This window comes from Bacillus sp. CCB-MMP212 (assembly GCF_022748145.1).
In the GTDB taxonomy this organism is placed as follows: domain Bacteria; phylum Bacillota; class Bacilli; order Bacillales; family Bacillaceae_G; genus Bacillus_A; species Bacillus_A cereus.
Map to the genome: position 1 here is coordinate 95,105 of NZ_JALDQE010000012.1, position 24,695 is coordinate 119,799.

The following is a 24,695-nucleotide window of genomic DNA, read 5'->3' on the forward strand; positions in this document are numbered from 1 at the left end:
CATGCAAGCAGAGAAGTTTCATGACCTCCCGCTTGAAGACGTGTTAGGTGATCGCTTTGCACGTTATAGTAAATATATTATTCAAGATCGTGCACTTCCAGATGCACGTGATGGCTTAAAGCCAGTACAAAGACGTATTTTATATTCTATGTATGTAGAAGGTAATGTACATGATAAAGCGTTTCGTAAATCAGCTAAAACAGTAGGTAATGTTATCGGTAATTATCATCCACATGGAGATTCCTCTGTATATGAAGCAATGGTACGCTTAAGCCAAACTTGGAAAGTACGTAATGTTTTAGTTGAAATGCATGGTAATAACGGTAGTGTTGATGGGGACCCAGCGGCAGCAATGCGTTATACGGAAGCTCGTTTATCACCAATCGCATCTGAATTATTACGTGATCTTGATAAAGAAACAGTTGAATTCGTGTCAAACTTTGATGATACGAGTGAAGAACCAGTTGTATTACCAGCAGCGTTCCCGAATTTATTAGTGAACGGATCTACAGGGATTTCCGCTGGTTATGCAACAGAAATTCCTCCGCATCATCTTGGAGAAGTTATTGATGCTACAATGATGCGTATTGATAAGCCAAATAGTACTGTTGATGATTTATTAACAGTTATGAAAGGACCAGATTTCCCAACAGGCGGTATTATTCAAGGGATTGATGGTATTAAAAAGGCGTATGAAACAGGTAAAGGTAAAATTATTATTCGTGGAAAAGCAGAAGTTGAAACAGTGCGCGGTGGGAAACAACAAATTGTAATCACTGAAATTCCTTACGAAGTGAATAAGGCAAACCTTGTAAAGAAAATGGATGAATTACGTCTAGATAAAAAGTTAGATGGTATTGCTGAAGTGCGTGATGAGACAGATCGTACTGGTTTACGAATTGTTGTTGAATTAAAGAAAGAAGCAAACGCCGAAGGTATTTTAAATTATTTATATAAAAATACAGATTTACAAATTCCATATAACTTTAATATGGTAGCGATTAATAATCGTCGTCCAACACTTATGACATTACCAAAAATTTTGGATGCTTATATTGGACATCAAAAAGAGGTTATTACGAGACGTTCGCAATATGAATTAAGAAAAGCAGAAAATCGTCAACATATTGTAGAAGGTTTAAAGAAAGCATTATCGATTTTAGATCAAGTAATCGAGACAATTCGAGCTTCAAAAGATAAACGTAATGCGAAAGATAATTTAAGTGCAAAATTTGGCTTTACAGAAGCACAGGCGGAAGCAATTGTTTCCTTGCAATTATATCGCTTAACGAATACAGACATTACGGCGTTACAAGAAGAAGCAGATGAGCTTAATAAGAAAATTCTAGAGCTACAGTCAATTTTACAAAGTGAAAAAAGATTACTTCAAGTCATTAAAACTGATTTGAAGAGAGTTAAGAAAACATATAGTGATGATCGCCGTGCTATTATTGAAGAACAAATTGAAGAAATTAAAATAGACGTAGAAGTGATGATTCCACAAGAAGATGTCATCGTTACTGTAACGAAAGAAGGATATGTGAAACGTACTGGATGGCGCTCACATAATGCATCAAACGGCAAAGACTTCGGTATGAAAGAGGGTGACATCTTACTTGAACGATTCGATACGAATACGACTGAAACAGTTCTTTTATTCACAAGTAAAGGGAACTATATATATCTTCCAGTATACGAAATGCCAGATATTCGTTGGAAAGATTTAGGTCAGCACGTTGCAAATATCGTTTCACTCGACCGAGATGAAACGATCATTTGGGCAACGGTTGTACCGAACTTTGAGGAAGAAAAACGATTTATCGTATTTGTAACACGAAATGGTATGATAAAGAAAACAGAATTAAATCAATATAAAGTTCAGCGTTATTCAAGGGCATTCGTTGCTGTAAACTTGAAAAAAGATGATGAAGTTGTCGATATATTTGCGACAGATGGAACGAGTGATATCGTTCTTGCTACACATGGTGCATATGCACTTATTTTCCATGAAGATGAAGTAAGTCCAGTCGGTGTAAGAGCTGCTGGTGTGAAAGCAATTAATTTAAAAGAAGATGACTATGTCGCTTCTGGTAAACCGTTAAATGGTGATAAAGATCAACTTATTCTCGTAACGCAGCGTGGTGCTGTAAAACGTCTAAAAGCATCAGAAATTGAGAAATCAACGAGGGCGAAGCGAGGTCTTGTTATTTTCAAAGAGTTAAAACGTAATCCGTATCGCATTGTCGGTATTGAAATTGTTCGGGACGATGAATTAGTTTACATGAAGACAGAGAAAAATATTGTAGAAGAGATTGATCCGAAAGCGTATCGAAATAAAGACCGGTATAGTAATGGTAGCCTAGTGTTAGATGTTAATGATACTGGTGAAGTAGTAGAAACGTGGACGAAAAAACGACCGGAGTAAAAAAGCATCTTGCTATGAATAGTAGCAAGATGCTTTTTTCTAGGCAATTTATTATGTAAATAATAATAATCTTGTTATAATAACTGAATGAAATCGTTCTCATAAAGTGAAACTTTAATCAATGGGGATTTTCTTCATCCTCACTGATTATTAGTTGAACCAATCGGGCTTTAACGAGCAGTTGATTCCTCACCTAATTTCTTAGCTTTCGCTAAATTTTGAGTTAGGAATCTTACTGCCCGTTAAAGCGGGACAAATGGAGGGGCAACATGAAAAAAATAGGTGTAGGGATTGTAGGATTTGGTTTTTCTAGTACGACATTTCATATCCCACTATTACAAACAATAGAAGAATATGATATTCGTGCTGTATTATCCTCAAAAGAAGAGGTAGTAAAAGAAACATTACCAAACGCTAATGTTGTTAGTACAATTGATGAATTGGTGAAGCGAGCTGATGTTGACTTAGTTGTTATTACATCACCTAATACAACTCATTTTCCATATGTAAAAGAAGCAATTTTAAACGGTAAGCATGTTGTTGTAGAAAAACCATTTGTTGTTTCAATTGAAGAAGGGGAAGAGCTTATTACATTAGCAGAGCAGCATAATGTAATGTTAAGCGTATATCATAATCGTCGTTTTGATAATGATTTCTTAACAATTAAGAAATTGTTAGGAGAAAACAGAGTAGGGAATGTATACGCATATGAATCGAATTTTGATCGTTTCCGTCCACATGTACGTGATCGATGGAGAGAAAAAAATCTACCAGGCTCCGGTATATTATACGATTTAGGATCGCATTTAATTGACCAAGCGTTATCAATATTTGGGAAACCAGATGCGATAAGTGCAGATGTAATAAAACAACGACCAGGTGCAGAGGTGGATGATTATTTCCACATAGTACTGCATTACGGAGTTAAACGTGTCATTTTACGTAGCAGCAGTTATGTGAAAAAAGCTGGACCACATTTTATAGTGCATGGAGAGAAAGGTTCTATCGTGAAGTACGGTATGGATTCGCAAGAAGAGCAATTAAAAAATGGAATGAAGCCAGGCGATAACGGTTATGGGGTAGACGATGAAGAGAATTTTGCTACGTTAGAAACAGAAGAAAGCCTAGAGCGTATTCCAACAGAAGTCGGTTGTTATGACAATTATTATAAAGGTGTACGAGATAGTATATTAAATGGTGAGAAACTACCTGTAACAGCAAAAGAAGGTTTAGATGTTATTAAATTGATTCAATTAGCGATTGAAAGTAGTGAAAAGGGTAGAGTCATTTCTATAAAATAAAAAAGACACGAAATTCGTGTCTTTTTTATTAGGAATATGTGAATATGATTAATTATTTAGTTTAGTCGTTTATCATACATTAATTGGATTTGTATGCCATAAGGATCTTCAATAATACCATATGCTTCACTAAATATATTTTTTTCTAGCGGAGAGATTATTTTCACATGCTCATCGGAAATTAAATTATTATAAAACGTTTGTATCTCTTCTAAATTAGCGCTTTGAATGCAAAGTGACATGTTATTTCCAGCGTTATAAAGTTCATTAAGCTTCATTGTATCTTCCGCTATCATTAGCTTTGTATTCCCAATTTGTAAAACAGAGTGAGCAATATGAGCTTTATTTTCACTTGTAATTTTAAAAGAACTATCTCTTTTCGCCAGTTCTTCATACGTAACAATCATTAATTTTTTGGCTTCTAAATTACGTGTATAAAAGTTAATCGCCTTCTTTGCTTGCCCGTTCATTGAAAGAAAAATAGCTACTTCTAATGTCATAAATATATAACTCCTTTATTAGTTGATAATTATAATATAGATTAAAAAGGTTTCAATACATGATACCTTTTTGGGAGGGAAATATGAAAAAAACTGAACGAATAAATGACATGCTTATTTTCTTAAATAATAAAAGATATTTTAATTTAAAAGATTTAATGGCTAGATATGATATTTCTAAAAGTACCGCGTTGCGAGATATTCAATCATTGGAAGAAATAGGTGTACCCATATATTCTGAACTAGGTAGAAATGGAAGTTATAAAATTATAGAAAATAGTGTGTTATCGCCAATTTATTTTAGTGTGGATGAAATGTATGCGTTATACTTTTCAATTCTTACGCTAAATGGATACAAGACAAAACCATTTAATGTAGAAAGTATTGCGCTTGAAAATAAATTTAAACATGTATTACCTGATAATGTGAGTAAAAATATTTCAATCATGGAACGAACGCTTTCCTTTGAAGTAACAAATCATAGTAATTTTAGTCCGTTCTTAAAAGAAATTTTACAGGGAATTTTTGCTGAGCGAGTTTATCATTTAACATATTTAAAAAAAGTTGAGGAGCAAGCATTGGTTGCCCAATTTATTCGATTAGAATCTAAATTTGGCCAGTGGTATGCTAAAATCTTTAATTTTGAGACAAATAATGTTCAAATAATTAGATGTGATAAAATTCTTTCTATTGTGGAAACGAGCAATATTAATCCAAAAAATCTTGAAGAATTATTAAGTTATCTTACTACTTTTCACAGAAAGCCTGATGCAATTGATTTTAGCGTCATTGTTAATCAAAAAGGAAAGGATATTTTTGATAAAGAGAATTATCCTTCCATGAGGATGCAAAAGGAAAATGAAAATTACATTATAACAGGCTATTTTAACAAGCAAGAATTTGATTTTATTTCAAATTACTTTCTGAATTTCGGTGAAACGATTATCTCAATTCAGCCTGTTATGCTAAAAGAGTTAATCTATAATAAGGTGTTATCTATAAAGCAGCATTTAACTTTTTTAAGATAAAGTTAGTTTTAGTCATTTTTTGATATGAAAAAGCCCTTGCGATTTAAATATCCAAAGGGCTTTTTGGTGATTCTATTTGTTCTTTAGAAAAATTATTTTTCTGGGACGGAGAGTCCATAAAAGAACATCGTAACGATATCTTGTATATGTTTTTCGCGATCTCCTTCAAGAAGTTGTGCCCCAAAATCATCACCTAATTTAGTAAACATTTGAATGTAAAGTAACATCATTTCTTTAGTAAGGTGTGGATTAATTTCGTTTTTGCGCTGAGCTTGTTCTAATATTTCTAAATACCAGGGCAGGATTTTTTCATTTTGATAACTATAAATAAACTTACGGAGTTCTTCGTCCCTTTGCATCATTTGCAGTAACATATCAGGTTGAAATAACCCGCCAGTATTCATTTTTCTTACAATCATTTTTTGCATCATATCATGAAAAGGTAATTTTTCTTCTGCAAGCTCTTTATAATATTGAAATTCAGATATGATAAATTCTTGTATAAGCTCCCTAAATAACGCATCTTTACTTCCGAAATGATTATAAATTGTAACTTGAGAAACGTTTGCTTCTTTTGCGATATGTTCTATTTTCACTTCATTAAATCCGCGTTTTGAAAATAATACGAATGCTGCTTCTTTAATGGCACGCTTTTTCTTTTCTTTTACTCTTTCAAAGCCGTTCAATGCAATCACCTCACTTAAAATATACAAGAAAAAATAATGGAAAACAATAATTTTGAAATATGGACTAATAAATATTTCAAAAAGTTGTTGCGAATATGGAAGATGAGGAGTACAATAATTTTGAAATATCACATATTCAATATTTCAAAAAATGAGGTGGAATTATGATTTCAGTTCAAGATGTCACAAAACAGTTTTCGAATGGAAAAGGTTTGTTTCATATTACATTTGATGTAAAAGAGGGAGAAGTATTTGGTTATTTAGGACCGAATGGTGCCGGAAAATCAACGACGATTCGTAATTTAATGGGATTTATAAAACCGACAGCTGGTAAAGCGACAATTTTTGGATTAGATTGTTGGAATGAAGCAGCGAAAATTCAAAGGGAAGTTGGTTATTTACCGGGTGAAATTTCTTTTATTGAAGGAATGAACGGATTAGAGTTTTTAAAATTAATGCAGGGAATGCGTGGATTAAAGGATACGAAAAGACGAGATGAACTGATAGAGCGTCTGCAATTTGATGTGAAAACACCGATTCGCAAAATGTCTAAAGGAATGAAGCAAAAAGTAGGGATAGTCGCTGCATTTATGCACGATCCAGAGGTGTTAATTTTAGATGAACCAACATCTGGACTTGATCCACTTATGCAACAAGTGTTTATAGATTTAATATTAGAGGAAAAGCAAAGAGGAAAAACAATCCTAATGTCATCACATATTTTTACTGAAATTGAGAGAACTTGTGACAGAGTAGCTATTATTAAAGATGGTCGACTCGTAACGGTTGAAAATATTCACGATTTACAAAGTATGAGAAGACAGGTGATAGATGTAACAGTATCATCACAAGAAGAGATTGAGTCCCTTATAAAGTGTAATTTGCAATTTGAAGCGGTAAAAGGTAGAGAGGCATCTATCATTGTACAAGGAAACTATCAAACTGTTTTACAAACACTTTCAAACTATAATGTAACGGCACTTCAAACGAGAGCGATGGATTTAGAACATTTATTTATGCATTATTACGATAAGAAAGAAGGGGTAACGCATGAATAAGCAATTGTTTTTAGCTAGTTTGAAAGAAACACAAAAAAGTATTTTGAGTTATGCGTGCGGTGCGGCTTTATATTTGTGGTTATTAATTTGGATATTCCCGTCAATGGTATCAGCGAAAGGGCTAAATGAATTAATAGCTGCCATGCCTGATAGTGTGAAAAAAATCGTTGGTATGGAAAGTCCGATTCAAAACGTAATGGATTTTCTAGCGGGCGAATACTATAGTCTATTGTTTATTATCATTTTAACAATTTTTTGCGTAACAGTTGCGACACATTTAATTGCTCGTCATGTAGATAAAGGAGCAATGGCATACTTGCTAGCAACACCTGTATCTAGAGTGCAAATTGCTATTACACAAGCTACTGTTCTCATATTGGGACTTCTGATTATTGTATCTGTTACGTATGTAGCTGGGTTAGTAGGTGCAGAATGGTTTTTACAAGATAATAACTTAAATAAAGAATTATTTTTGAAGATAAATATAGTCGGAGGTCTCATATTTTTAGTCGTTAGTGCGTATTCATTTTTCTTTTCTTGTATATGTAATGACGAAAGAAAAGCACTAAGTTATTCAGCGAGTTTAACTATCCTATTTTTCGTATTGGATATGGTAGGGAAGTTAAGTGATAAGTTAGAATGGATGAAAAACCTATCATTATTCACGCTGTTTCGTCCGAAAGAAATTGCTGAAGGAACGTATAATATATGGCCTGTAAGTATAGGTTTAACTGCTGGAGCACTTTGTATTTTCATAGTAGCAATTGTAGTGTTTAAGAAGAGGGATTTACCGTTGTAAAGTAGAAAGTCCACTGAAAAAGTGGGCTTTTTTGATTTGTAAATTTAAACTAGTATGTTTAGCGCATAACACTTATAAAGGATATTTATCTTTTGATTTACAAAAATATTCAAAAAAATGAACCTTTTCCTAGGCTCCTACGTCTAATACATGTAAAGTTAAATTTGAAGTGATGAAGTGAGGATGAAACAGGAGGAGCAATTGTGAAAGTAATCCCTTTATATAAAATGATTGTAAAAGAAGAAACAGATGTTTCTTTAGCGAAAAAAGGTGATCATGAAGCGTTTATGGCGCTTATACATACAGAAAAAGTGAAGATGTATCGGATTGCAAAGGCTATGTTACGTGATGAGACAAATATAGAGGATGCGATACAGACAACAATTTTAAAAGCCTATGAAAATATAAAAAAACTAAAAAAAGAAGAGTTTTTTCAAACTTGGTTAATTCGAATTCTAATGAATGAGTGTAACAATATTATTAGAGCGTATAAAAAGGTAATTGCAATAGAAGAGAATGATTACAATATGAGTGCGTGTGATCAGTATGAAGATATAGATTTATGTAATGCAATTCAATCGTTACATGAAGAATTAAGAGCTGTTACGGTGCTTTATTACTATGAAGATATGAATCAAGAGAGTATAGCAAAGCTTTTAGAAGTACCAAAAGGAACAGTGAAATCCAGATTGTCACGCGCAAGGGAACAACTACAAAAACGATTAAAGATGGAATAGGGGGTGTAAAGGGTGGATAATGAAAAATTATTTGATGAGAAATTAAAAAAGAGAATAAAAGATGAAAATGTTATAGTACCTCCAGAGTTAAATGAAAAGATTAATAGCACGCTACATAATCTTAAGGTAAAAAAGAAGAGTTACAAAATTCATATGATGATAATTAGTGCAGCGGTTTGTATACTTTCAGTGGTATCTATGTCTGAGTTTTCTATACAAAGTTTTGCACAAAATGGTGGAGTATTTGAATATGTAAAGAAAAAAGCGTTTTCTGATTATGAAAATGAAGAAGAAATAAAATCGAATGTACATTATCCAGATAAAGAAAAGATTCATCAAAAAATGATAGATTCTATTGATTATTTTAAAAATATTTCAGGACAATTTGAGGAATATTCTAGCTCATCAAGAATTGCTACAACATATAAGTATGCGATTGATACGGAGAAACAAAGAGGTATCTCTTCGAAAGAAGATAAACTAGCCAAAAAACGAACAATTATATATAACGAGGGGAAGAAAAAAGAATTTGATGATGAGAAGTATACCTATAAAGAGACAAAATGGAACCCGAAAGAAAGAAACAATGAACTATTAAAATTAAACCCTACGGAAAGGTTAGTGAGAAAATCAGATGAGAAAAAGAGATATGATGATGAATATGTAGGGCTAGCTAAATATAGTATTCAATCAGAATTCGCAGATTTATTAATTCGATATAAAGATTGGAATTATAAAGAAACGAAATATCTTGGATTAGATTGTTACAAAATTGAAGGAGTTATAAACATAGAGATGCCTGTTAGCACCTCTGAAGATTTAAGAGGGAAATTCGAAATGGTTGTGGAGAAAAATACAGGGATTATGTTGAAATTTCTTAGTTTTCAAGAAGGCTTGATTCAATATTCAGTTACGACTGAATGGATACAAATAGATAAGGGATTGAAAGAAAGTATGTTTCAAAAGGATAGCGCTAAATATGAAAAAATGAAAAACATATTGGATGAATAGAAACAGGAGGAGAGTAAATGGGTAATCATTCATCTTTAAGAGAAGAGAAAAATAAGCAAAAATATAAAAAGAAAACGATAATAAGTTTACTACTGGCGGTATTACTATTTGGTGGAATTGGCTATGGAGCCTATGTATATATGAAAACTTCTAGTCTTGTACAAAAATCTAATTTGAATTTAGCACGAGGTGAAAAATCCAATTTACGTGAGAAATCTGTAAAGCCAATTGCAAATCATGTTTCACTTTTAATTATGGGAATTGATGAAAATCAAGAACGACAAAAGGAATATAATGGTGCATTTCATACAGATGCATTATTGTTAGCGACTTTTAATAAAGACGATAAAACAGTGAAATTAACGAGCATACCGCGTGATACATATACATATGTTCCAGTTGAAAAGAAAAAAGATAAAATAACCCATGCATATGGAAGTGGTTTCGTTAAAAATGGTAGAGATGGAGGACCGCAAGCTTCTGTGGAAGCGGTAGAAAAATTGTTACAGGTGCCCGTTGATTATTTTGTGAAATTTAATTTTGGTTCCTTTACTAAAATTGTTGATGGGTTAGATGGTATTGAAGTGGATGTCCCGGTTGAATTTACGGAGCAAAATAGTAAAGATGAACCTGATGCGATTCATTTGAAAAAAGGATTAAAAAAATTAAATGGGGAAGAAGCACTTGCACTAGCAAGAACGCGCCATATTGATAGTGATGCAATGAGAGGACAGCGCCAACAACTTGTTATTGAAGCGATTTTAAGTAAATTAAAAAGTGTAGGATCGATTACGAAGCTAGAAAAAATAGTTGAGGCGGTTGATAGTGATTTTAAAACAAATTTAGTAATGGATGATATTTTATCTTTTTATAAATACGGTTTAAACGGTTCAGTTGAAAAAATACAATTAGCTGGTGATGATTTATACTTACCTAATGGCCCAAACGGGCAACGTGTATATTATTATAACCCTAATAAAAAAGATCTACAGAGTTTGAGTAATACTCTTAGAACACATCTAGGGTTAAGTGAAAAGCAAATTGAGGAGAATTAAAGCAGACGAAATGTCTGCTTTTTTATTTTTGTAGAAAAGAGGTTTGTTACGATATACATTATTTATTAACAATAATTTACAAGTTTTTTTATAGTGAAGGGATATAAAGACTATTAAATCAATACATAGAATTCCATGAGGTATAGTGTTTTGAAAGGTTAAGGAATTTTTATGAATATTACTGTAAAAAAATAATTTTTTAAAAATTTTCAATAATAACACTTTACAAAACTCAAAAAATTAGTAGAATAATAGTTAATAAGAATCTTCTGATAAATATATAAAGAAAAACAGAATTATCAGAAAATTCTTAAATGAGAGCGTTAAGAATTAGGGAGGGTACAGAAAGTGAAAAAGAAAAAAATGAAAAAACTAACAGCGGTTGTAGTACCAGTTTTAGCAATGAGTATGGCATTAACAGCATGTTCTACATCAGGTGGAGATAAGAAGACAAGCACAAATTCTAGCTCTGGTGGAGATAGTAAATCAGAAGGAAAATTAGCAGCAAAACAAGTACTAAATCGTACTGAAACAAATGAGATTCCAACAATGGATACTTCTAAAAATACAGATACATTAGGTTCTCAAATTTTAGGGAACACAATGGAAGGTTTATATCGATTAGATAAAGATAACAAACCAATCCCAGCTGCTGCAGAATCAAGCACGAAGAGTGAGGATGGTAAAAAATATACATTTAAACTACGTAAAGATGCAAAATGGTCAAATGGTGATCCTGTAACAGCGAAAGATTTTGCATATGCATGGCAACGCTTATTAGATCCAAAAACAGCTGCTGAGTATGCATTTATTGCATTTCCAATTAAAAATGCGGAAGCGGTGAATAAAGGTGAAAAACCTGTAGCAGAGCTAGGAGTAAAAGCGGTAGATGACTATACGCTTGAAGTTGAGTTAGAACAAGCAGTACCATACTTCTTAAACTTAGTAGCGTTCCCATCGTACTATCCATTAAATGAGAAGTTCGTGAAGGAAAAAGGAGATAAATATGGTTTAGAGTCTGATACAACAGTATATAACGGACCGTTCGTTCTTACTGATTGGAAGCATGAGCAAGGTTGGAAATTAAAGAAAAACGACCAATATTGGGATAAAAAGACTGTAAAACTAGATGAAATTAACTATAGTGTAGTAAAAGAAGTAGCTACAAGAGTAAATTTATATGATACAAATGCAATTGATTTTGCACTTCTATCAGGTGAATTCGTTGATAAGTATAGAAATAATAAAGAAGAGTTTGGCACATATTCACAAGTAAGCACATACTTCTTACGTCTGAACCAAAAACGTGGCGGACAAGATACACCGTTAAAGAGCCAAAAATTACGTGAAGCAATCGCGCTTTCTATTGATAAGAAAAATCTATCAAATGTAATTTTAAATGATGGATCTAAACCTGCGGACTTCTTAGTACCAAAAGGATTAGCAACCGGACCGGATGGTAAAGATTTCCAAGAAACATTTAAAAATGGTATTAAGCCAGATGCGAAAAAAGCAGCAGCTGCATGGAATGAAGCGAAAAAAGAACTTGGAAAAGACCAAGTTACAATTGAGCTATTAAACTATGATACTGGTAATGCGAAAAAAGTTGGAGAATATGTAAAAGACCAGATCGAGAAAAACTTAAAAGGTGTAACAGTTAATATTAAACTTCAGCCATTCAAACAAAAGTTAAAATTAGAAACAGAGCAAGATTATGATTTATCATTTGCTGGTTGGGGACCTGACTACGCTGACCCAATGACATTCTTAGATATGTTCCAGTCTAATCATTCTCATAACCAAATGAGCTTCGCTGATTCGAAGTATGATGATATGATCAAAAAAGCTGGCGGAGAATTAATGGGTGACGCGAAGAAACGTTGGGAAGAGCTAGGAAAAGCTGAGAAATTACTTCTTGAGCAAGATGTAGCGCTTGTACCTTTATACCAACGTGGTGATGCATATGTTCAAAAACCAAATGCAAAAGGTATCGTTCACCATAACATCAGTCCAGAGTATAGCTTCAAGTGGGCATATATGACTGAAAAAGATGGAAAATAATTTTTAAACAGTAATGTTATCTTTAAGTGGATGTATACAAGTTTCTTAGCTTATTTTGTAGTGAGAAACTCGTACAATAGAAAGATAAATGATAGAGCATTCCAAAAGTAGACTATTTACTTTTGGAATGCTCTTTTTATTATGAGATTACATGTAAATAAATCGATAGATGTAAGGAAGAATTTGTATCATGACAATTGTAAAAAATACGTTTTACTATAATAAAAAAATAATTTTTAGAATATTTTAAAAATAACTTTACAAAAGCGGAAAAATTAGTAGAATATTAATTAATAAGAATTTTCTGATAACTAGTTATTAGAAAGTCTATCAAAAATGGTTTCGTACATATAATTGGGGAGGGTACAAAAATGAAGAAAAAGATGAAAAAGTTCACGGCGGTTGTAGCGCCAGTTTTAGCAATGAGTATGGCGTTGACAGCGTGTTCTGGATCTGGTGGGGAGAAGAAATCAACTACGACGTCTAGTGGTGGTGGGGAAGAGAAAAAAGCTGAAATTAAATATGCAGCGAAACAAGTATTAAATCGTACAGAAAATCAAGAAATTCCGACGATGGATGTTTCAAAATCTACTGATACATTAGGTTCTCAAATTTTAGGGAACACAATGGAAGGTTTATATCGATTAGATAAAGATAATAAGCCAATCCCAGCTGTGGCAGAATCTAGTACGAAAAGCGAGGATGGCAAAAAATATACATTTAAACTACGTAAAGATGCAAAATGGTCAAACGGTGATCCTGTAACAGCGAAAGATTTCGTATACGGATGGCAGCGCTTACTCGATAAAAATACAGCTGCAGAATATGCGTTTATCGCTTTCTATATTAAAAATGCAGAAGCAATTAATAAAGGTGAAAAACCTCTAACAGATTTAGGAGCAAAAGCGGTAGATGATTATACACTAGAAGTAGAATTAGAAAAGCCAGTACCGTATTTCTTGAATTTAATGGCATTCCCATCGTACTATCCTTTAAATGAAAAGTTCGTAAAAGAAAAAGGAGATAAGTTCGGTTTAGAAGCAGATACAACGTTGTATAACGGACCGTTCGTTATGGCGTCATGGAAACATGAACAAGGATGGCAATTAAAGAAAAATGATCAGTATTGGGATAAAAAGACTGTGAAATTAGAAGAAATTAACTATAGTGTAGTAAAAGAAGTTGCGACGAAAGTAAACTTATATGATACAGGATCAATTGATTTTACACTATTATCAGGAGAATTTGTTGATAAATATAAATCGAACAAAGAGGAGTACGGTGAGTATTCAGAAGCAAGTACATTCTTCTTACGTTTAAATCAAAAGCGTAACGGACAAGATACACCGTTAAAGAGCAAAAAACTACGTGAAGCAATCGCATTATCAATTGATAAAAAAGGTTTAGCGAACGTTATTTTAAATAACGGTTCAAAAGCAACAGATCAATTAGTACCAAAAGGGCTTGCGACAGGGCCTGACGGTAAAGATTACCAAGATACATTTAAAAATGGTCTAAAATATGATCCGAAAAAAGGTGCAGCAGCTTGGGAAGCAGCGAAAAAAGAACTTGGAAAAGATCAAGTGACAATTGAACTACTAAGCTATGATGATGGAACTGCGAAAAAAATTGCTGACTATTTTAAAGATCAAATTGAGAAAAACTTAAAAGGTGTAACGGTTAACACGAAAATTCAGCCGTTCAAACAAAAACTGAAATTAGAGTCAGCGCAAGATTATGAAGTTTCATTTGCAGGCTGGAGCCCAGATTATTCGGATCCAATGACGTTTATTGATATGTTTGAATCGAAGAGCCCATATAACCAAATGAGTTATTCGAATCCAAAATACGATGAAATGGTAGCGAAAGCAGGTAATGAATTATTGTCTGATCCGAAGAAGCGTTGGGAAACGTTAGGAAAAGCAGAGAAATTGTTCCTTGAAGAAGATGCAGGATTAATTCCTTTATATCAAACAGGTAGAGCGTATGTAATGAAACCGAATGTTAAAGGAATTGTGAAACATAACATCAGTCCAGAATATAGCTTTAAGTGGGCTTATGTAACGGAAGGGAAATAATAAAAAAGAGCGTTTTAAAGGTAGATAAATGACTTTTAGAACGCTCTTTTACTATTAAATTAAATAGAGAAGAATAAGAAAAGTGGTACTTACATATAGTAGATGTGGGAGAATTCGTATAGTAGTAATAGATTGTTATCGAATTAAATAAATTAATTATTATGAATATTTTTAAAAATACTTTACAATCCGAGGAAAATTAGTAGAATAATAATTAGTAATAATTTTCTGATAATTTAAATTAGAAATCTCTCAAAGTTAGTTTCGTACATATAATTGGGGAGGGTACAAGAATGAAGAAAAAGATGAAAAAGTTTACGGCGGTTGTAGCGCCAGTATTAGCAATGAGTGTGGCGTTAACAGCATGTTCTGGATCTTCTGGTGGGGAGAAGAAAACGACTACGACGTCTAATAGTGGCGGGGAAGAGAAAAAATCCGATATTAAATATGCGGCACAGCAAGTAATGAATCGTACAGAAACGAATGAAATTCCGACGATGGATACTTCTAAAAATACAGATACGTTAGGTTCTCAAATTTTAGGAAACACGATGGAAGGGTTATATCGTCTAGATAAAGATAACAAGCCAATTCCAGCGGCGGCAGAATCTAGTACGAAAAGCGAGGATGGCAAAAAATATACATTCAAATTACGAAAAGATGCAAAATGGTCAAACGGTGATCCTGTAACAGCGAAAGATTTCGTATTTGCATGGCAACGTCTAGTAGATCCAAAAACAGCTGCTGAGTATGCGTTTATTGCTTACTATCTTAAAAATGCAGAGGCAATAAATCAAGGGAAAGCAGAAGTTTCTACATTAGGTGTAAAAGCGGTAGATGATTATACGCTGGAAGTTGAACTAGAGAGGCCAGTACCATATTTCTTAAATTTAATGGCATTCGCGTCATACTATCCATTAAATGAAAAGTTCGTAAAAGAAAAAGGAGATAAATACGGTTTAGAGTCTGATACGACAGTTTATAATGGACCGTTTGTACTTACTGATTGGAAGCATGAACAAGGTTGGAAATTAAAGAAAAATGATCAGTATTGGGATAAAAAGACTGTAAAACTAGAAGAAATCAACTATAGTGTAGTAAAAGAACCAGCTACAAGAGTAAATTTATATGATACAGGTGCGATTGATTTTACACTTTTATCAGGTGAATTTGTTGATAAGTATAGAAATAATAAAGAAGAGTTTGGTGCATATTCAGAAACAAGTACGTTTTACTTGCGTCTAAATCAAAAACGTGGTGGGCAAGATACACCGTTAAAGAGTAAAAAATTACGTGAAGCAATTGCATTATCAATCGATAAGAAAGCTTTAACGAATGTCATTTTAAATGATGGTTCAAAACCAGTGGATTATTTAGTACCAAAAGGTTTAGCAGCTGGACCAGATGGTAAAGATTTCGCAGAAACGTTTAAAAATGGTTTAAAACAAGACTCTAAAAAGGCAGCAGCAGCCTGGGAAGCTGCGAAAAAAGAACTTGGAAAAGATCAAGTGACAATAGAGCTATTAAATTATGATACTGGTAATGCGAAAAAGGTTGGGGAGTATGTAAAAGATCAAATTGAAAAGAATTTAAAGGGTGTAACAGTAAATATTAAACTTCAGCCATTTAAGCAAAAACTAAAATTAGAATCAGACCAAGATTATGATTTCTCATATGGCGGCTGGAATCCAGATTATGCGGATCCAATGACATATCTTGATATGTTTGAAACGAAAAATTCACAGAATCAGATGAGCTATTCAAATTCAAAATATGATGACATTATTAATAAAAGTAAGACGGAATGGATGGCTGATGCAAAAAAACGTTGGACAGAGCTAGGGAAAGCAGAAAAACTGTTACTTGAAGAAGATGTAGCGCTCGTACCTTTATATCAAAGTGGTAGATCGTATGTTATGAAACCAAATGTAAAGGGAATTGTAAAACATAATATTAGTCCGGAATATAGTTTCAAATGGGCGTATGTAGAAGAGAAATAGTAAAAGAAAAAAGCGTTTTCAAGTTGCAACATTGTACTTGAAAATGCTTTTTTTCTGTGCACTATTTTTTTGAGGATGAATATATGTATTATAGAAAACTTGAAGGAGAGTCCTATGAAGCGAAACACATACATCGATTTCCTAGCTTATTACGGAATAGGAAGTGCTCATCCTGGTGGTTTTACGTTAACAAAACAATTGTTAGCACAACTGCCTTTTAAATATGGAGCGAATGTCCTTGAAATAGGTTGCGGTACGGGAAAAACAGCGGCATATATGAAAAGGGAATTTGGTTATAAAGTAACAACTGTTGAAAAGAATGAAATTATGATTCAAAAGGCAAAAGATAGATGGTTGTTTGAAGGGTTAGATATACAATTAATTGAAGGAAGTGTAGAGCAATTACCTTGTTTGAATAACTCATTTGAGTTCGTACTTGGAGAATCAATCATCGCTTTTACAGAGAAAGAAAGGGTTATCTCGGAGTGTTACCGTGTATTACAGCAGGACGGTAAGCTTGTTGTCATTGAAATGATTATTGATAGGCACATTGATAAGGGTGAGGAAGAAAAAATCGCCCAATTATATGGCATGAAAGAACTATTAACTGAGAATGAGTGGGTACAATTATTTCAGAAAGCAAATTTTAAAAGAATTACAATTGCTGGCGGTGGCACGATTGCAGAAACGATCTCTGGCTATGTAGAAGAGCCAGAGTGGAATGTATCCTCACATATTCCGAATGAGTTATATGAGGCGTGGGTACAGCATGAAAATGTACGGCTTATGTACCAACACATTTTAGGGCATCGTATTTTTATATGTGAAAAATAAAGAAAAAGAGTTGGCTAAAGGTAGCCAACTCTTTACTATGTTAAATGAAAAATAATGCAGCTAATGTAATTCCGAAGATGAAACCAAATCCGAGTTCAACACCCCAGCCACAACCGCCGCCACCACAACTACCGCAACCACGGCCACCACATCCGCAACTGCTGAATCCACCACCGCATCCAAATCCGCAACTATCACATCTGCTAAGGCCGCCGCAAAGGTCACAACCACCGTTTGCATAAGCATCATAGTATCCGAATCCTGAATCAAAAGATGAGCGCTGTTGCACCGGTTCGATCCATACAGAGTTTTGTGTCAAATCAATTATTTTACCTAAATGTATACGGCCATCACGGTCTACAATCCGAACAACTTTTCCAAAATAACGTCGGCATGTATCATAACATTTTTGTCTATGCATGTTCTTTCCTCCTTCCGCATTACAGTAATACGATATGTAAGGGGGACAAGTGCGGCTTGTACGAATGTCCTATCTATCATAATTGTTATAGGAAAGGGGAAATATAAGAAGAGGATATATAAGGAGGAAAAGGCATGAAATCTACAGATCAGTTTCAGACATACGAAGTACCGTGGGAAGAATTTATTGAAGCGTTGCGAGAGGAAATGAAGAAGCAAGTAGGGGCAGATATTATTGATACAGTAGTTTGCAATTTAGAAGATGGTTTTGAAGTGTATACATATGTGCAGGGGGATTTAGATTTTGAATATAAGGAAGGGCTTGAGAGAAAATACGGAAGTGATGCGAAGATACCTAATGTGTTAACGATAATGTTATTAGCTAGTATTTATAATACAAGTGAAGCGAATATACGCTTGCATGCGGATAATAAAGAGAATCCGATTGTTGAAGTGTATGTAAAGCAATGAAACACGCTGTGAAAAGCGTGTTTTTTATTTGTATGATAAAATGTTAGAAAATTGAGAAATGAGGTGGGGGATTGGGAATTAAACATCTTAATTTAACAGTTACAGATGTAACAGCATCTAGAGAGTTTTTAGAGAGGTATTTTGGTTTAATTTGTAGTGGAACAAGGGGGAATGCCTTTGCAGTTATGCGTGATAATGATGGATTTATACTAACTTTAATGAAAGGAAAAGAAGTTCAGTATCCAAAAACATTTCATGTAGGATTTCCACAAGAAAGTGAAGAACAAGTAGATAAGATAAATCAAAGATTGAAGGAAGATGGATTTTTGGTGGAGCCTCCCAAGCATGTCCATGCGTATACGTTTTACGTTGAAGCACCTGGTGGATTTACAATAGAAGTGATGTGTTAAGTTAAAAATCAAACTTTTTGTTATGTGTTTTTAAAATAAAAAGTAGGAAAAGTCTGTTTTAAGCGTGGAGCTTAAACAGGCTTTTTTACTTATATAATTGGATAGAGAATGCTAGAAGGAATATTACCAAGTGTATAATCTGTTTACATAATAAAGTTATGGTGGGTTAGTTGTCCTAAAATACAAGTCATATATCTTGTTTCCTCTCATAAATTTAAACATAGGAATTTGTCTACAAAGGTGGCGAAGCCTCATCATGAAAATCCGAATTTGTGCCACGTTCATGTTGTTTCTATTTATATGTTTACCTTTATCAGCTTTTGCAAAAGGAGAGGAGGCAAAGGAAAGGGTCGTTTCACTTGTATATGACGATTCGGGCAGCATGAGAAATAACGATCGCTGGAAATATGCCAATTATGCTTTGCAAAGTTTAGTTGCGCTATTAGATGAAAAAGATAAATTTTCTTACGTTCCAATGAGTAAGCCGAATGATCCATTAAACATTTCGTTAACGAAGGATAAAAGGCAAACAGAAATTGAGGGGATTGGAGCGTGGAAAACGTATTTAAATACTCCATTTAGCGCGGTAGAAACGGCGATGCAATCTATAAAAAAGGAAGCAGATATAGATGGAAAACGTGAATTTTGGCTTATTGTATTAACTGACGGGGCATTTAATGATTTAGAGAAAGATAAGGTTGGCGGAAAAGAACAAATTTTGCAGAAATTAGCCCAGTTTAAGAAAGAAATGGATGCAAAAAAGATATCGTTACACCCAGTCTTAATTACGATGGAAGAAGATTTAGGACAACAAGAAAAAGAACAATTAAACACGTTCAAAGAAATATGGAAGAAAGAGATAAATGGTGTTACTATGCCGTCAAGCGGAGAAGATGGCATTGTAAAAAGTGTAAATCAAGTGGCAGCATTAGTTGCAAATCGTGATCCATTCTCCTCTGTTGAATCGATTGTAAAAACGAAAGTAGTGGGGAAAAGAGTAGAGATTACAACACCGTTTCCATTAAAGCGTATGACGCTTGTACGACAATCGCCTTCTCTGCCTGATTATCAGGTCACACAAATTTCTAAACCATTACAATTACAATCTTCTTTTTCCATACATGCACCAGGAGAAGCAAAATTGTTCGGAAATATAGTTCATATAAGTACGGAAAATCAGGAAGTTATTAAACCAGGAACTTATACGATAGAAGTGGACCAGGACATTGAGAAAGAAGGACTACAAGTACTAGTTGAACCGGCGCTTAATTATACGGTTTCTACTTATGACAAAGATGATAGTAGTCAAAAAAATGTAGAGGAAATGTACGAAGGTGTTACTGCTGTTATTGAAGCAAAGCCTACGGAGTTGCCAGTTCAGTCTTCTTACTTTCAGGCAGAAGTAGAAATAGACGGAAAACAATATCCGATGAAGTGGGACGATAAGAGGCATGTGTTTTATTACGAAACTAAGCTTGGTAAAGGGTTAGTACGCGGGAAAGTTCATATGAATATAAAGGGGTTTTATAGACAGACGAAAGAATTTAAAATTGAAACAGCTGAGAAACCAAAATTATCACTTCAAACTGTTACAAAAGATTATGAAGAAAAAGTGACAAATTTAGAGAATAGTAAACCATTTGTTTTGCAGCCACAGTTAGATGGTAAGCCGATGACAGAAGAAGCTGTAAAAAAACTATTAAAATCTACTGGTATCACATCTAAACAATCAATCAATTATGAAATAAAGCAACATGGAAATCAGATCTATGTTTATCCTCGTCCCTATTACTCCGACACATTTAATTTTACAGATACCGGCACCGTAGAAGCTACCATCGTAATGCAGGATTCAAAATTACAAGAAGTAAAGAAAAACATAACATTCCATATTCAAGATGCTCCGTTTTATGAAAAATATGCGCTTATTTTTAAGTTTGTCATTCCTATCACTTTATTACTACTAGTAGTAGGAATCATTGTTTTAGGATGGATTGTTCGGCCAAGATTTCACCGGAAAGCACTACTGTATTATGAATGGGATCAAGAGGTAGCGAAAGATTGGCTATATCAATCTGAACCAGAATTACTTCGAAATAAATGGTGGAACCATTATTTTGGTATCCCATTTAGAGCAGAAAGAAAAACAGTGCAATCCGTTACGTTTATAGCGAAGAAAGGTTCGAAATCTGTCTTTGTAGCGAAAGAATCACAAGTAGTTGGAATGATTATTGATGGGATGTTTATAACAGAGGATGAAGTAGGAATGGAACATAAGACACTATATCCAAATGAACTTTTACTAATTGATAGAGGATATGGTAAGGAGATTTACAAGTACGAATGTGAATAGTAGATAGGGAAAAGAAGGGGATGGAGTATTGATTCTCTTTCCCTTTTTTCAAACAAGCAAGAATAGGAAGGTGGTTCACATGACATTACAAGTTCCAACAATATTAATTGGTTTAGGTGGAATCGGTAGTACTGTGACGCATCAAATATATGAAAAATTGCCTGAAGAGCGCCGGAAAAAGGTAGCAATGCACGTATTTGATACAGATGTGAATACATTAAGTAAATTTGATCATATTCGAAAGTTTAAGACACAAACAAGTTCTAGTAAAACGCCTAGGGAGTATATTGCGGGAGATCCAACGATCCCAGAGTGGTTTCCGATGGATCCGACTATACTTGATAAGCCATTAACAGAAGGAGCAGGACAGTTACGCGTCATTTCACGTTTAGCGTTACGTGCTGCGATGAAAGAAGATAAATTAACGTCCTTTTGGCAAGAAATTGAGAAAATTTTTCCGGTTACAAGTGATCAAACGGAATATGGTGTGCGTGTCATTATAGTAACATCACTAGCAGGCGGAACAGGTTCGGGGATGTTTCTGCAAATTGCATTATATTTACGTGAAATGCTTCGGAAGAAATTGCAGCATCATAACATTTTAATACGCGGTGCGTTTTTAATGCCGGATGTTTTAGTAAAGACGAGAACAGTTAGTGCGAAAGAGTTTGAAACGGTGCAAGCGAACGGCTATGCATCGTTAAAAGAATTACATGCTATTACACTCGGTTCTACTGGAGAATTATCAAAACGCGGCGGTGTAACAATTGAATTAGAGTATCGCCCTGATCAAGTAGATGAAGACGGAAGAACAAATCATACAATTAAACAACATCATTTACCGTACAATTATTGTTTCTTATACGATTATGAAAACCTACATGGACACCATTTACACAATTTATCAGATTATATGGAACAGATGGCAAATACAATTTATTTACAGTTATTTAGCCCGATGTCCACAAGTCATTTTGCACAAGAAGACAATCAAATTCAGCAATTAGCAGAATCAAGCGGAAAAGGACGATATTGCGGGGCAGGAACGGCAAAACTCATTTATCCGTATGAGCATGTGTTAAAATATTGTGCTTTAAAATGGGCTGTGCAAGGTTTAGATGAATCGTGGCTTCATTTAGATCAACTGTTTCAAGAGAAGAAGCAAAGATATGACCAAGATGTAAAACGTGGGATGCAGCGCGAAAAGCCGGAGAGAGGTAAAAGTTATTTAGAGGACTTGGAACATCTTGCTACCCGTCCAGAGCAAGCTCATATTTTCTATAGACAAATGTACAATGAAACACGTGAAGGAGCAGAGGGTGGTAAGCTCGGAGTTGCGAAATCAAAACTGTTTTTAGAAGCTGTAGAAAGTTATGTACAACGCACGGTGCAAAAAGATGAGGAATTAAATCGTCTGCAACATGAGTGTAAAATTTCAGCTGCGAAACTGAAAATGATGGAACAAATGAAAGGTGAAGTAGCAAGAGTGGATCACGCGGTTCGCTTATATGCATATGCGATTCCGAGCCGTGTACATGAACATGTAACGACACTTTTATATGACATGATTGAATCAGACCGCTTTTCACCAAGTGGTTCTGAAGGGCAGTCCTATCAATTAAATACATGGTTTTTAAAGAAAACAGATCCAGTTCACCCAGTAGCAGCACGTTTTATGTTATATGAAATTCGAAAACAGTTAGTAGAAAAAATGAATCGACTACATGAAAATAATGAACAAAAGCGTAATGTAATTCAAAACTACGATAAAAAATTTAATGTAGGTAATATCGATGGCACGGTAACGGCTGTACGCCGAGTAGAAATTGCTCAACAACAAGGCTGGTTCGGAAAAATGATTAATAATCAGCAACGTTTATTCAAAAGAGAATTTGAAGACATCGTAACGCAATATGTACACAAATTAAATGAATATCGAAAAGAAATGCTATTAGAACTTGTGTATCAATCGCTATATCAGGCAGTTAATAAAATGATTCAATATTGGGAAAGATTTTTTGATAATTTACATGAAACACGTGAAAATTTATTGTTTGAAATCCAAAAGCGCAGTAAGGAATTTGAAGGGAAAACAAACCCGACGAATGTTTATGTATTAGCAGAGGAACAGCTGCAAGAAAAGATATGGCAAGATATGCAGCAACATTTAAATTTAGGTGTACTACCGAAAGATATATCAGCGGAAATTTATATGAGTTTGTATGGGGAATATTGTCGTGATGCGAAAACAGAAGAGATTCAGTCGAAAAAGGTAGAGGATTTCTATCGCGAACATATACTGAGCTATTGTTATGACGAACTGCAAGTACGCTATCGTGATAAATTAGAATTGAATATTATTGAAGCGTTGCGAAAAGAAGCAGATTATAAGAAACGTGATCGCGATGAATACGTGCGTGAAAAAATTGAAGACCTGTTCCATTTAGCAAGTCCATTCATTCCGAAAGTTGCTCATCATAGGGAATTACAATATTGGGGTATACATCCTTCTTTAAAGAAAGAGCTACAAGAGGAATTGATTCAAGAAATGTTTAAAGAAAAAGATACAGTACACGAAGCCTTTTCGCCATTTGAAGTGATCTGTTATCGAGCACATTATGGCTTATCGCTGCAAGATTTTCCTAAATTATCATCAGGACATATTTCAAACGGATTTATGAATGATAAAGGGGACTATTTCCAATCGTATTATCGCCGTGTAAACAAATTAAATAGTAAAAAATCTAGTTTAACGCCGCATTTAGATAAGTATTGGCACTTACCAGCCTTTATGCCAGATTTGAATGCGACTCAAACAAAATTAGATTATGATAAATGTAATCGTGCCTTACTATACGCATATATGTATCGCTGGATTAGTTTAGTTGCTGTTGATGGACAGTTTGTGTATCAATATAACGGTGTGGGACGTAGCTTTTTAATTCAGTCGATGGGGAAAAATATTTCAAGCGAAAGTTATAAATTACACAGAGCATTGCTTCATAATCCGTTTATTTATGAAAACATCTTGTCACGATTTGAAGAAGAGCAAGAAAAGGCGATGATACAAGGTGGACATTTATATACACATCCGTTCGTATTAGGAGCCCAAGATGTAAGATGGCTTAGAAAAGAACATGTCCACAATCTTTTAGACATGATTTTAATGTATGACCGTGAAGCGAAGTATGATCCGACGTTAGAAGAAACATCAGATGAATTATTAAGACTATTCCTTGATGAAATCGAGTTGTATTTCCAGAACTATTACGGTACAGGTGCTGATATGGTTGCAAAGAAAGAGAAAGAAATGTTTATTAAACAATTGTGGGATCGCTCGCATGCGAAAGGATATGTAGATCCAAATAGCGCTCCGTATAAAAAATGGCAAAATTTATTAAGTATTCAAGATGAAGAAGAAACGCCAAAAACGAATGTATAATGAATGAAAAGGGAATCCTTAAAAGT

The 24,695-nt window shown here is 34.1% G+C and carries 19 protein-coding genes; 16 read left to right on the forward strand and 3 right to left on the reverse strand.

The window, feature by feature from the left end; all coding sequences use genetic code 11:
• Position 1 precedes the first annotated feature (1 nt).
• Both parC and MRP26_RS25595 read left to right on the forward strand, forming a co-directional pair.
• Positions 2 to 2,425, forward strand: a complete 2,424-nt coding sequence (parC, locus tag MRP26_RS25590) for a DNA topoisomerase IV subunit A (RefSeq protein WP_001147467.1) — start codon at positions 2 to 4, stop codon at positions 2,423 to 2,425.
• A 269-nt stretch (positions 2,426 to 2,694) separates the two neighbouring features.
• Positions 2,695 to 3,726 (forward strand): oxidoreductase, encoded by a 1,032-nt coding sequence (locus MRP26_RS25595; RefSeq protein WP_095690391.1) that lies wholly within the window; start codon positions 2,695 to 2,697, stop codon positions 3,724 to 3,726.
• Between the two features lie 56 nt (positions 3,727 to 3,782).
• Here the strand turns inward: MRP26_RS25595 and MRP26_RS25600 are convergent, their stop codons facing one another.
• The gene (locus tag MRP26_RS25600) at positions 3,783 to 4,226 is read right to left on the reverse strand and encodes a VOC family protein (RefSeq protein ID WP_242807053.1); all 444 of its coding nucleotides are present in this window, start codon (positions 4,224 to 4,226) and stop codon (positions 3,783 to 3,785) included.
• A 59-nt stretch (positions 4,227 to 4,285) separates the two neighbouring features.
• On the opposite strand from MRP26_RS25600, the gene MRP26_RS25605 reads away from it, so the two are divergent.
• Positions 4,286 to 5,254: a helix-turn-helix transcriptional regulator gene (locus MRP26_RS25605; RefSeq protein ID WP_197241257.1), complete on the forward strand. Its 969-nt coding sequence runs from the start codon at positions 4,286 to 4,288 to the stop codon at positions 5,252 to 5,254.
• 92 nt (positions 5,255 to 5,346) lie between these two features.
• Here the strand turns inward: MRP26_RS25605 and MRP26_RS25610 are convergent, their stop codons facing one another.
• Positions 5,347 to 5,949: a TetR/AcrR family transcriptional regulator gene (locus tag MRP26_RS25610; RefSeq protein ID WP_197241293.1), complete on the reverse strand. Its 603-nt coding sequence runs from the start codon at positions 5,947 to 5,949 to the stop codon at positions 5,347 to 5,349.
• Positions 5,950 to 6,104: 155 nt separating this feature from the next.
• On the opposite strand from MRP26_RS25610, the gene MRP26_RS25615 reads away from it, so the two are divergent.
• From MRP26_RS25615 to MRP26_RS25655, 9 genes are all read left to right on the forward strand, one after another.
• Positions 6,105 to 6,998: an ABC transporter ATP-binding protein gene (locus MRP26_RS25615; RefSeq protein ID WP_023522720.1), complete on the forward strand. Its 894-nt coding sequence runs from the start codon at positions 6,105 to 6,107 to the stop codon at positions 6,996 to 6,998.
• Complete coding sequence (locus tag MRP26_RS25620) at positions 6,991 to 7,797, forward strand: ABC transporter permease subunit (protein WP_242807054.1); 807 nt, start codon at positions 6,991 to 6,993, stop codon at positions 7,795 to 7,797. Before MRP26_RS25615 ends, MRP26_RS25620 begins: the two co-directional genes overlap by 8 nt.
• 203 nt (positions 7,798 to 8,000) lie before the next feature.
• Positions 8,001 to 8,534, forward strand: coding sequence for a sigma-70 family RNA polymerase sigma factor (locus MRP26_RS25625; RefSeq protein WP_000864740.1), 534 nt, complete (start codon positions 8,001 to 8,003; stop codon positions 8,532 to 8,534).
• A 12-nt stretch (positions 8,535 to 8,546) separates the two neighbouring features.
• Positions 8,547 to 9,545: an anti-sigma factor gene (locus MRP26_RS25630; RefSeq protein ID WP_197241260.1), complete on the forward strand. Its 999-nt coding sequence runs from the start codon at positions 8,547 to 8,549 to the stop codon at positions 9,543 to 9,545.
• Positions 9,546 to 9,562: 17 nt separating this feature from the next.
• Positions 9,563 to 10,600 carry an LCP family protein gene (locus MRP26_RS25635; RefSeq protein WP_197241261.1) on the forward strand — a complete coding sequence of 346 codons (1,038 nt, stop codon included), beginning with the start codon at positions 9,563 to 9,565 and terminating at the stop codon, positions 10,598 to 10,600.
• A gap of 348 nt (positions 10,601 to 10,948) precedes the next feature.
• On the forward strand, positions 10,949 to 12,661 hold the full coding sequence (locus tag MRP26_RS25640; protein ID WP_000727535.1) for a peptide ABC transporter substrate-binding protein: 1,713 nt from the start codon (positions 10,949 to 10,951) through the stop codon (positions 12,659 to 12,661).
• Between the two features lie 371 nt (positions 12,662 to 13,032).
• Positions 13,033 to 14,739: a peptide ABC transporter substrate-binding protein gene (locus MRP26_RS25645; RefSeq protein ID WP_000728442.1), complete on the forward strand. Its 1,707-nt coding sequence runs from the start codon at positions 13,033 to 13,035 to the stop codon at positions 14,737 to 14,739.
• Between the two features lie 293 nt (positions 14,740 to 15,032).
• Positions 15,033 to 16,739, forward strand: coding sequence for a peptide ABC transporter substrate-binding protein (locus MRP26_RS25650; RefSeq protein ID WP_053563837.1), 1,707 nt, complete (start codon positions 15,033 to 15,035; stop codon positions 16,737 to 16,739).
• A gap of 114 nt (positions 16,740 to 16,853) precedes the next feature.
• Entirely contained in the window at positions 16,854 to 17,573 is a 720-nt protein-coding gene (locus MRP26_RS25655) for a class I SAM-dependent methyltransferase (RefSeq protein WP_197241262.1), read from the forward strand.
• 40 nt (positions 17,574 to 17,613) lie between these two features.
• On the opposite strand, the gene MRP26_RS25660 is transcribed toward MRP26_RS25655, so the two are convergent.
• Entirely contained in the window at positions 17,614 to 17,994 is a 381-nt protein-coding gene (locus MRP26_RS25660) for a hypothetical protein (protein WP_242807055.1), read from the reverse strand.
• 134 nt (positions 17,995 to 18,128) lie between these two features.
• On the opposite strand from MRP26_RS25660, the gene MRP26_RS25665 reads away from it, so the two are divergent.
• From MRP26_RS25665 to MRP26_RS25680, 4 genes are all read left to right on the forward strand, one after another.
• The gene (locus MRP26_RS25665; protein WP_000842905.1) at positions 18,129 to 18,464 is read left to right on the forward strand and encodes a hypothetical protein; all 336 of its coding nucleotides are present in this window, start codon (positions 18,129 to 18,131) and stop codon (positions 18,462 to 18,464) included.
• A 71-nt stretch (positions 18,465 to 18,535) separates the two neighbouring features.
• Entirely contained in the window at positions 18,536 to 18,874 is a 339-nt protein-coding gene (locus MRP26_RS25670; protein WP_000511528.1) for a VOC family protein, read from the forward strand.
• Positions 18,875 to 19,130: 256 nt separating this feature from the next.
• Complete coding sequence (locus tag MRP26_RS25675; RefSeq protein WP_071731383.1) at positions 19,131 to 21,227, forward strand: vWA domain-containing protein; 2,097 nt, start codon at positions 19,131 to 19,133, stop codon at positions 21,225 to 21,227.
• Positions 21,228 to 21,306: 79 nt separating this feature from the next.
• A complete protein-coding gene (locus MRP26_RS25680) occupies positions 21,307 to 24,669 on the forward strand; it encodes a tubulin-like doman-containing protein (protein ID WP_000175110.1) in 3,363 nt (1,120 codons plus the stop codon).
• Positions 24,670 to 24,695 lie beyond the last annotated feature (26 nt).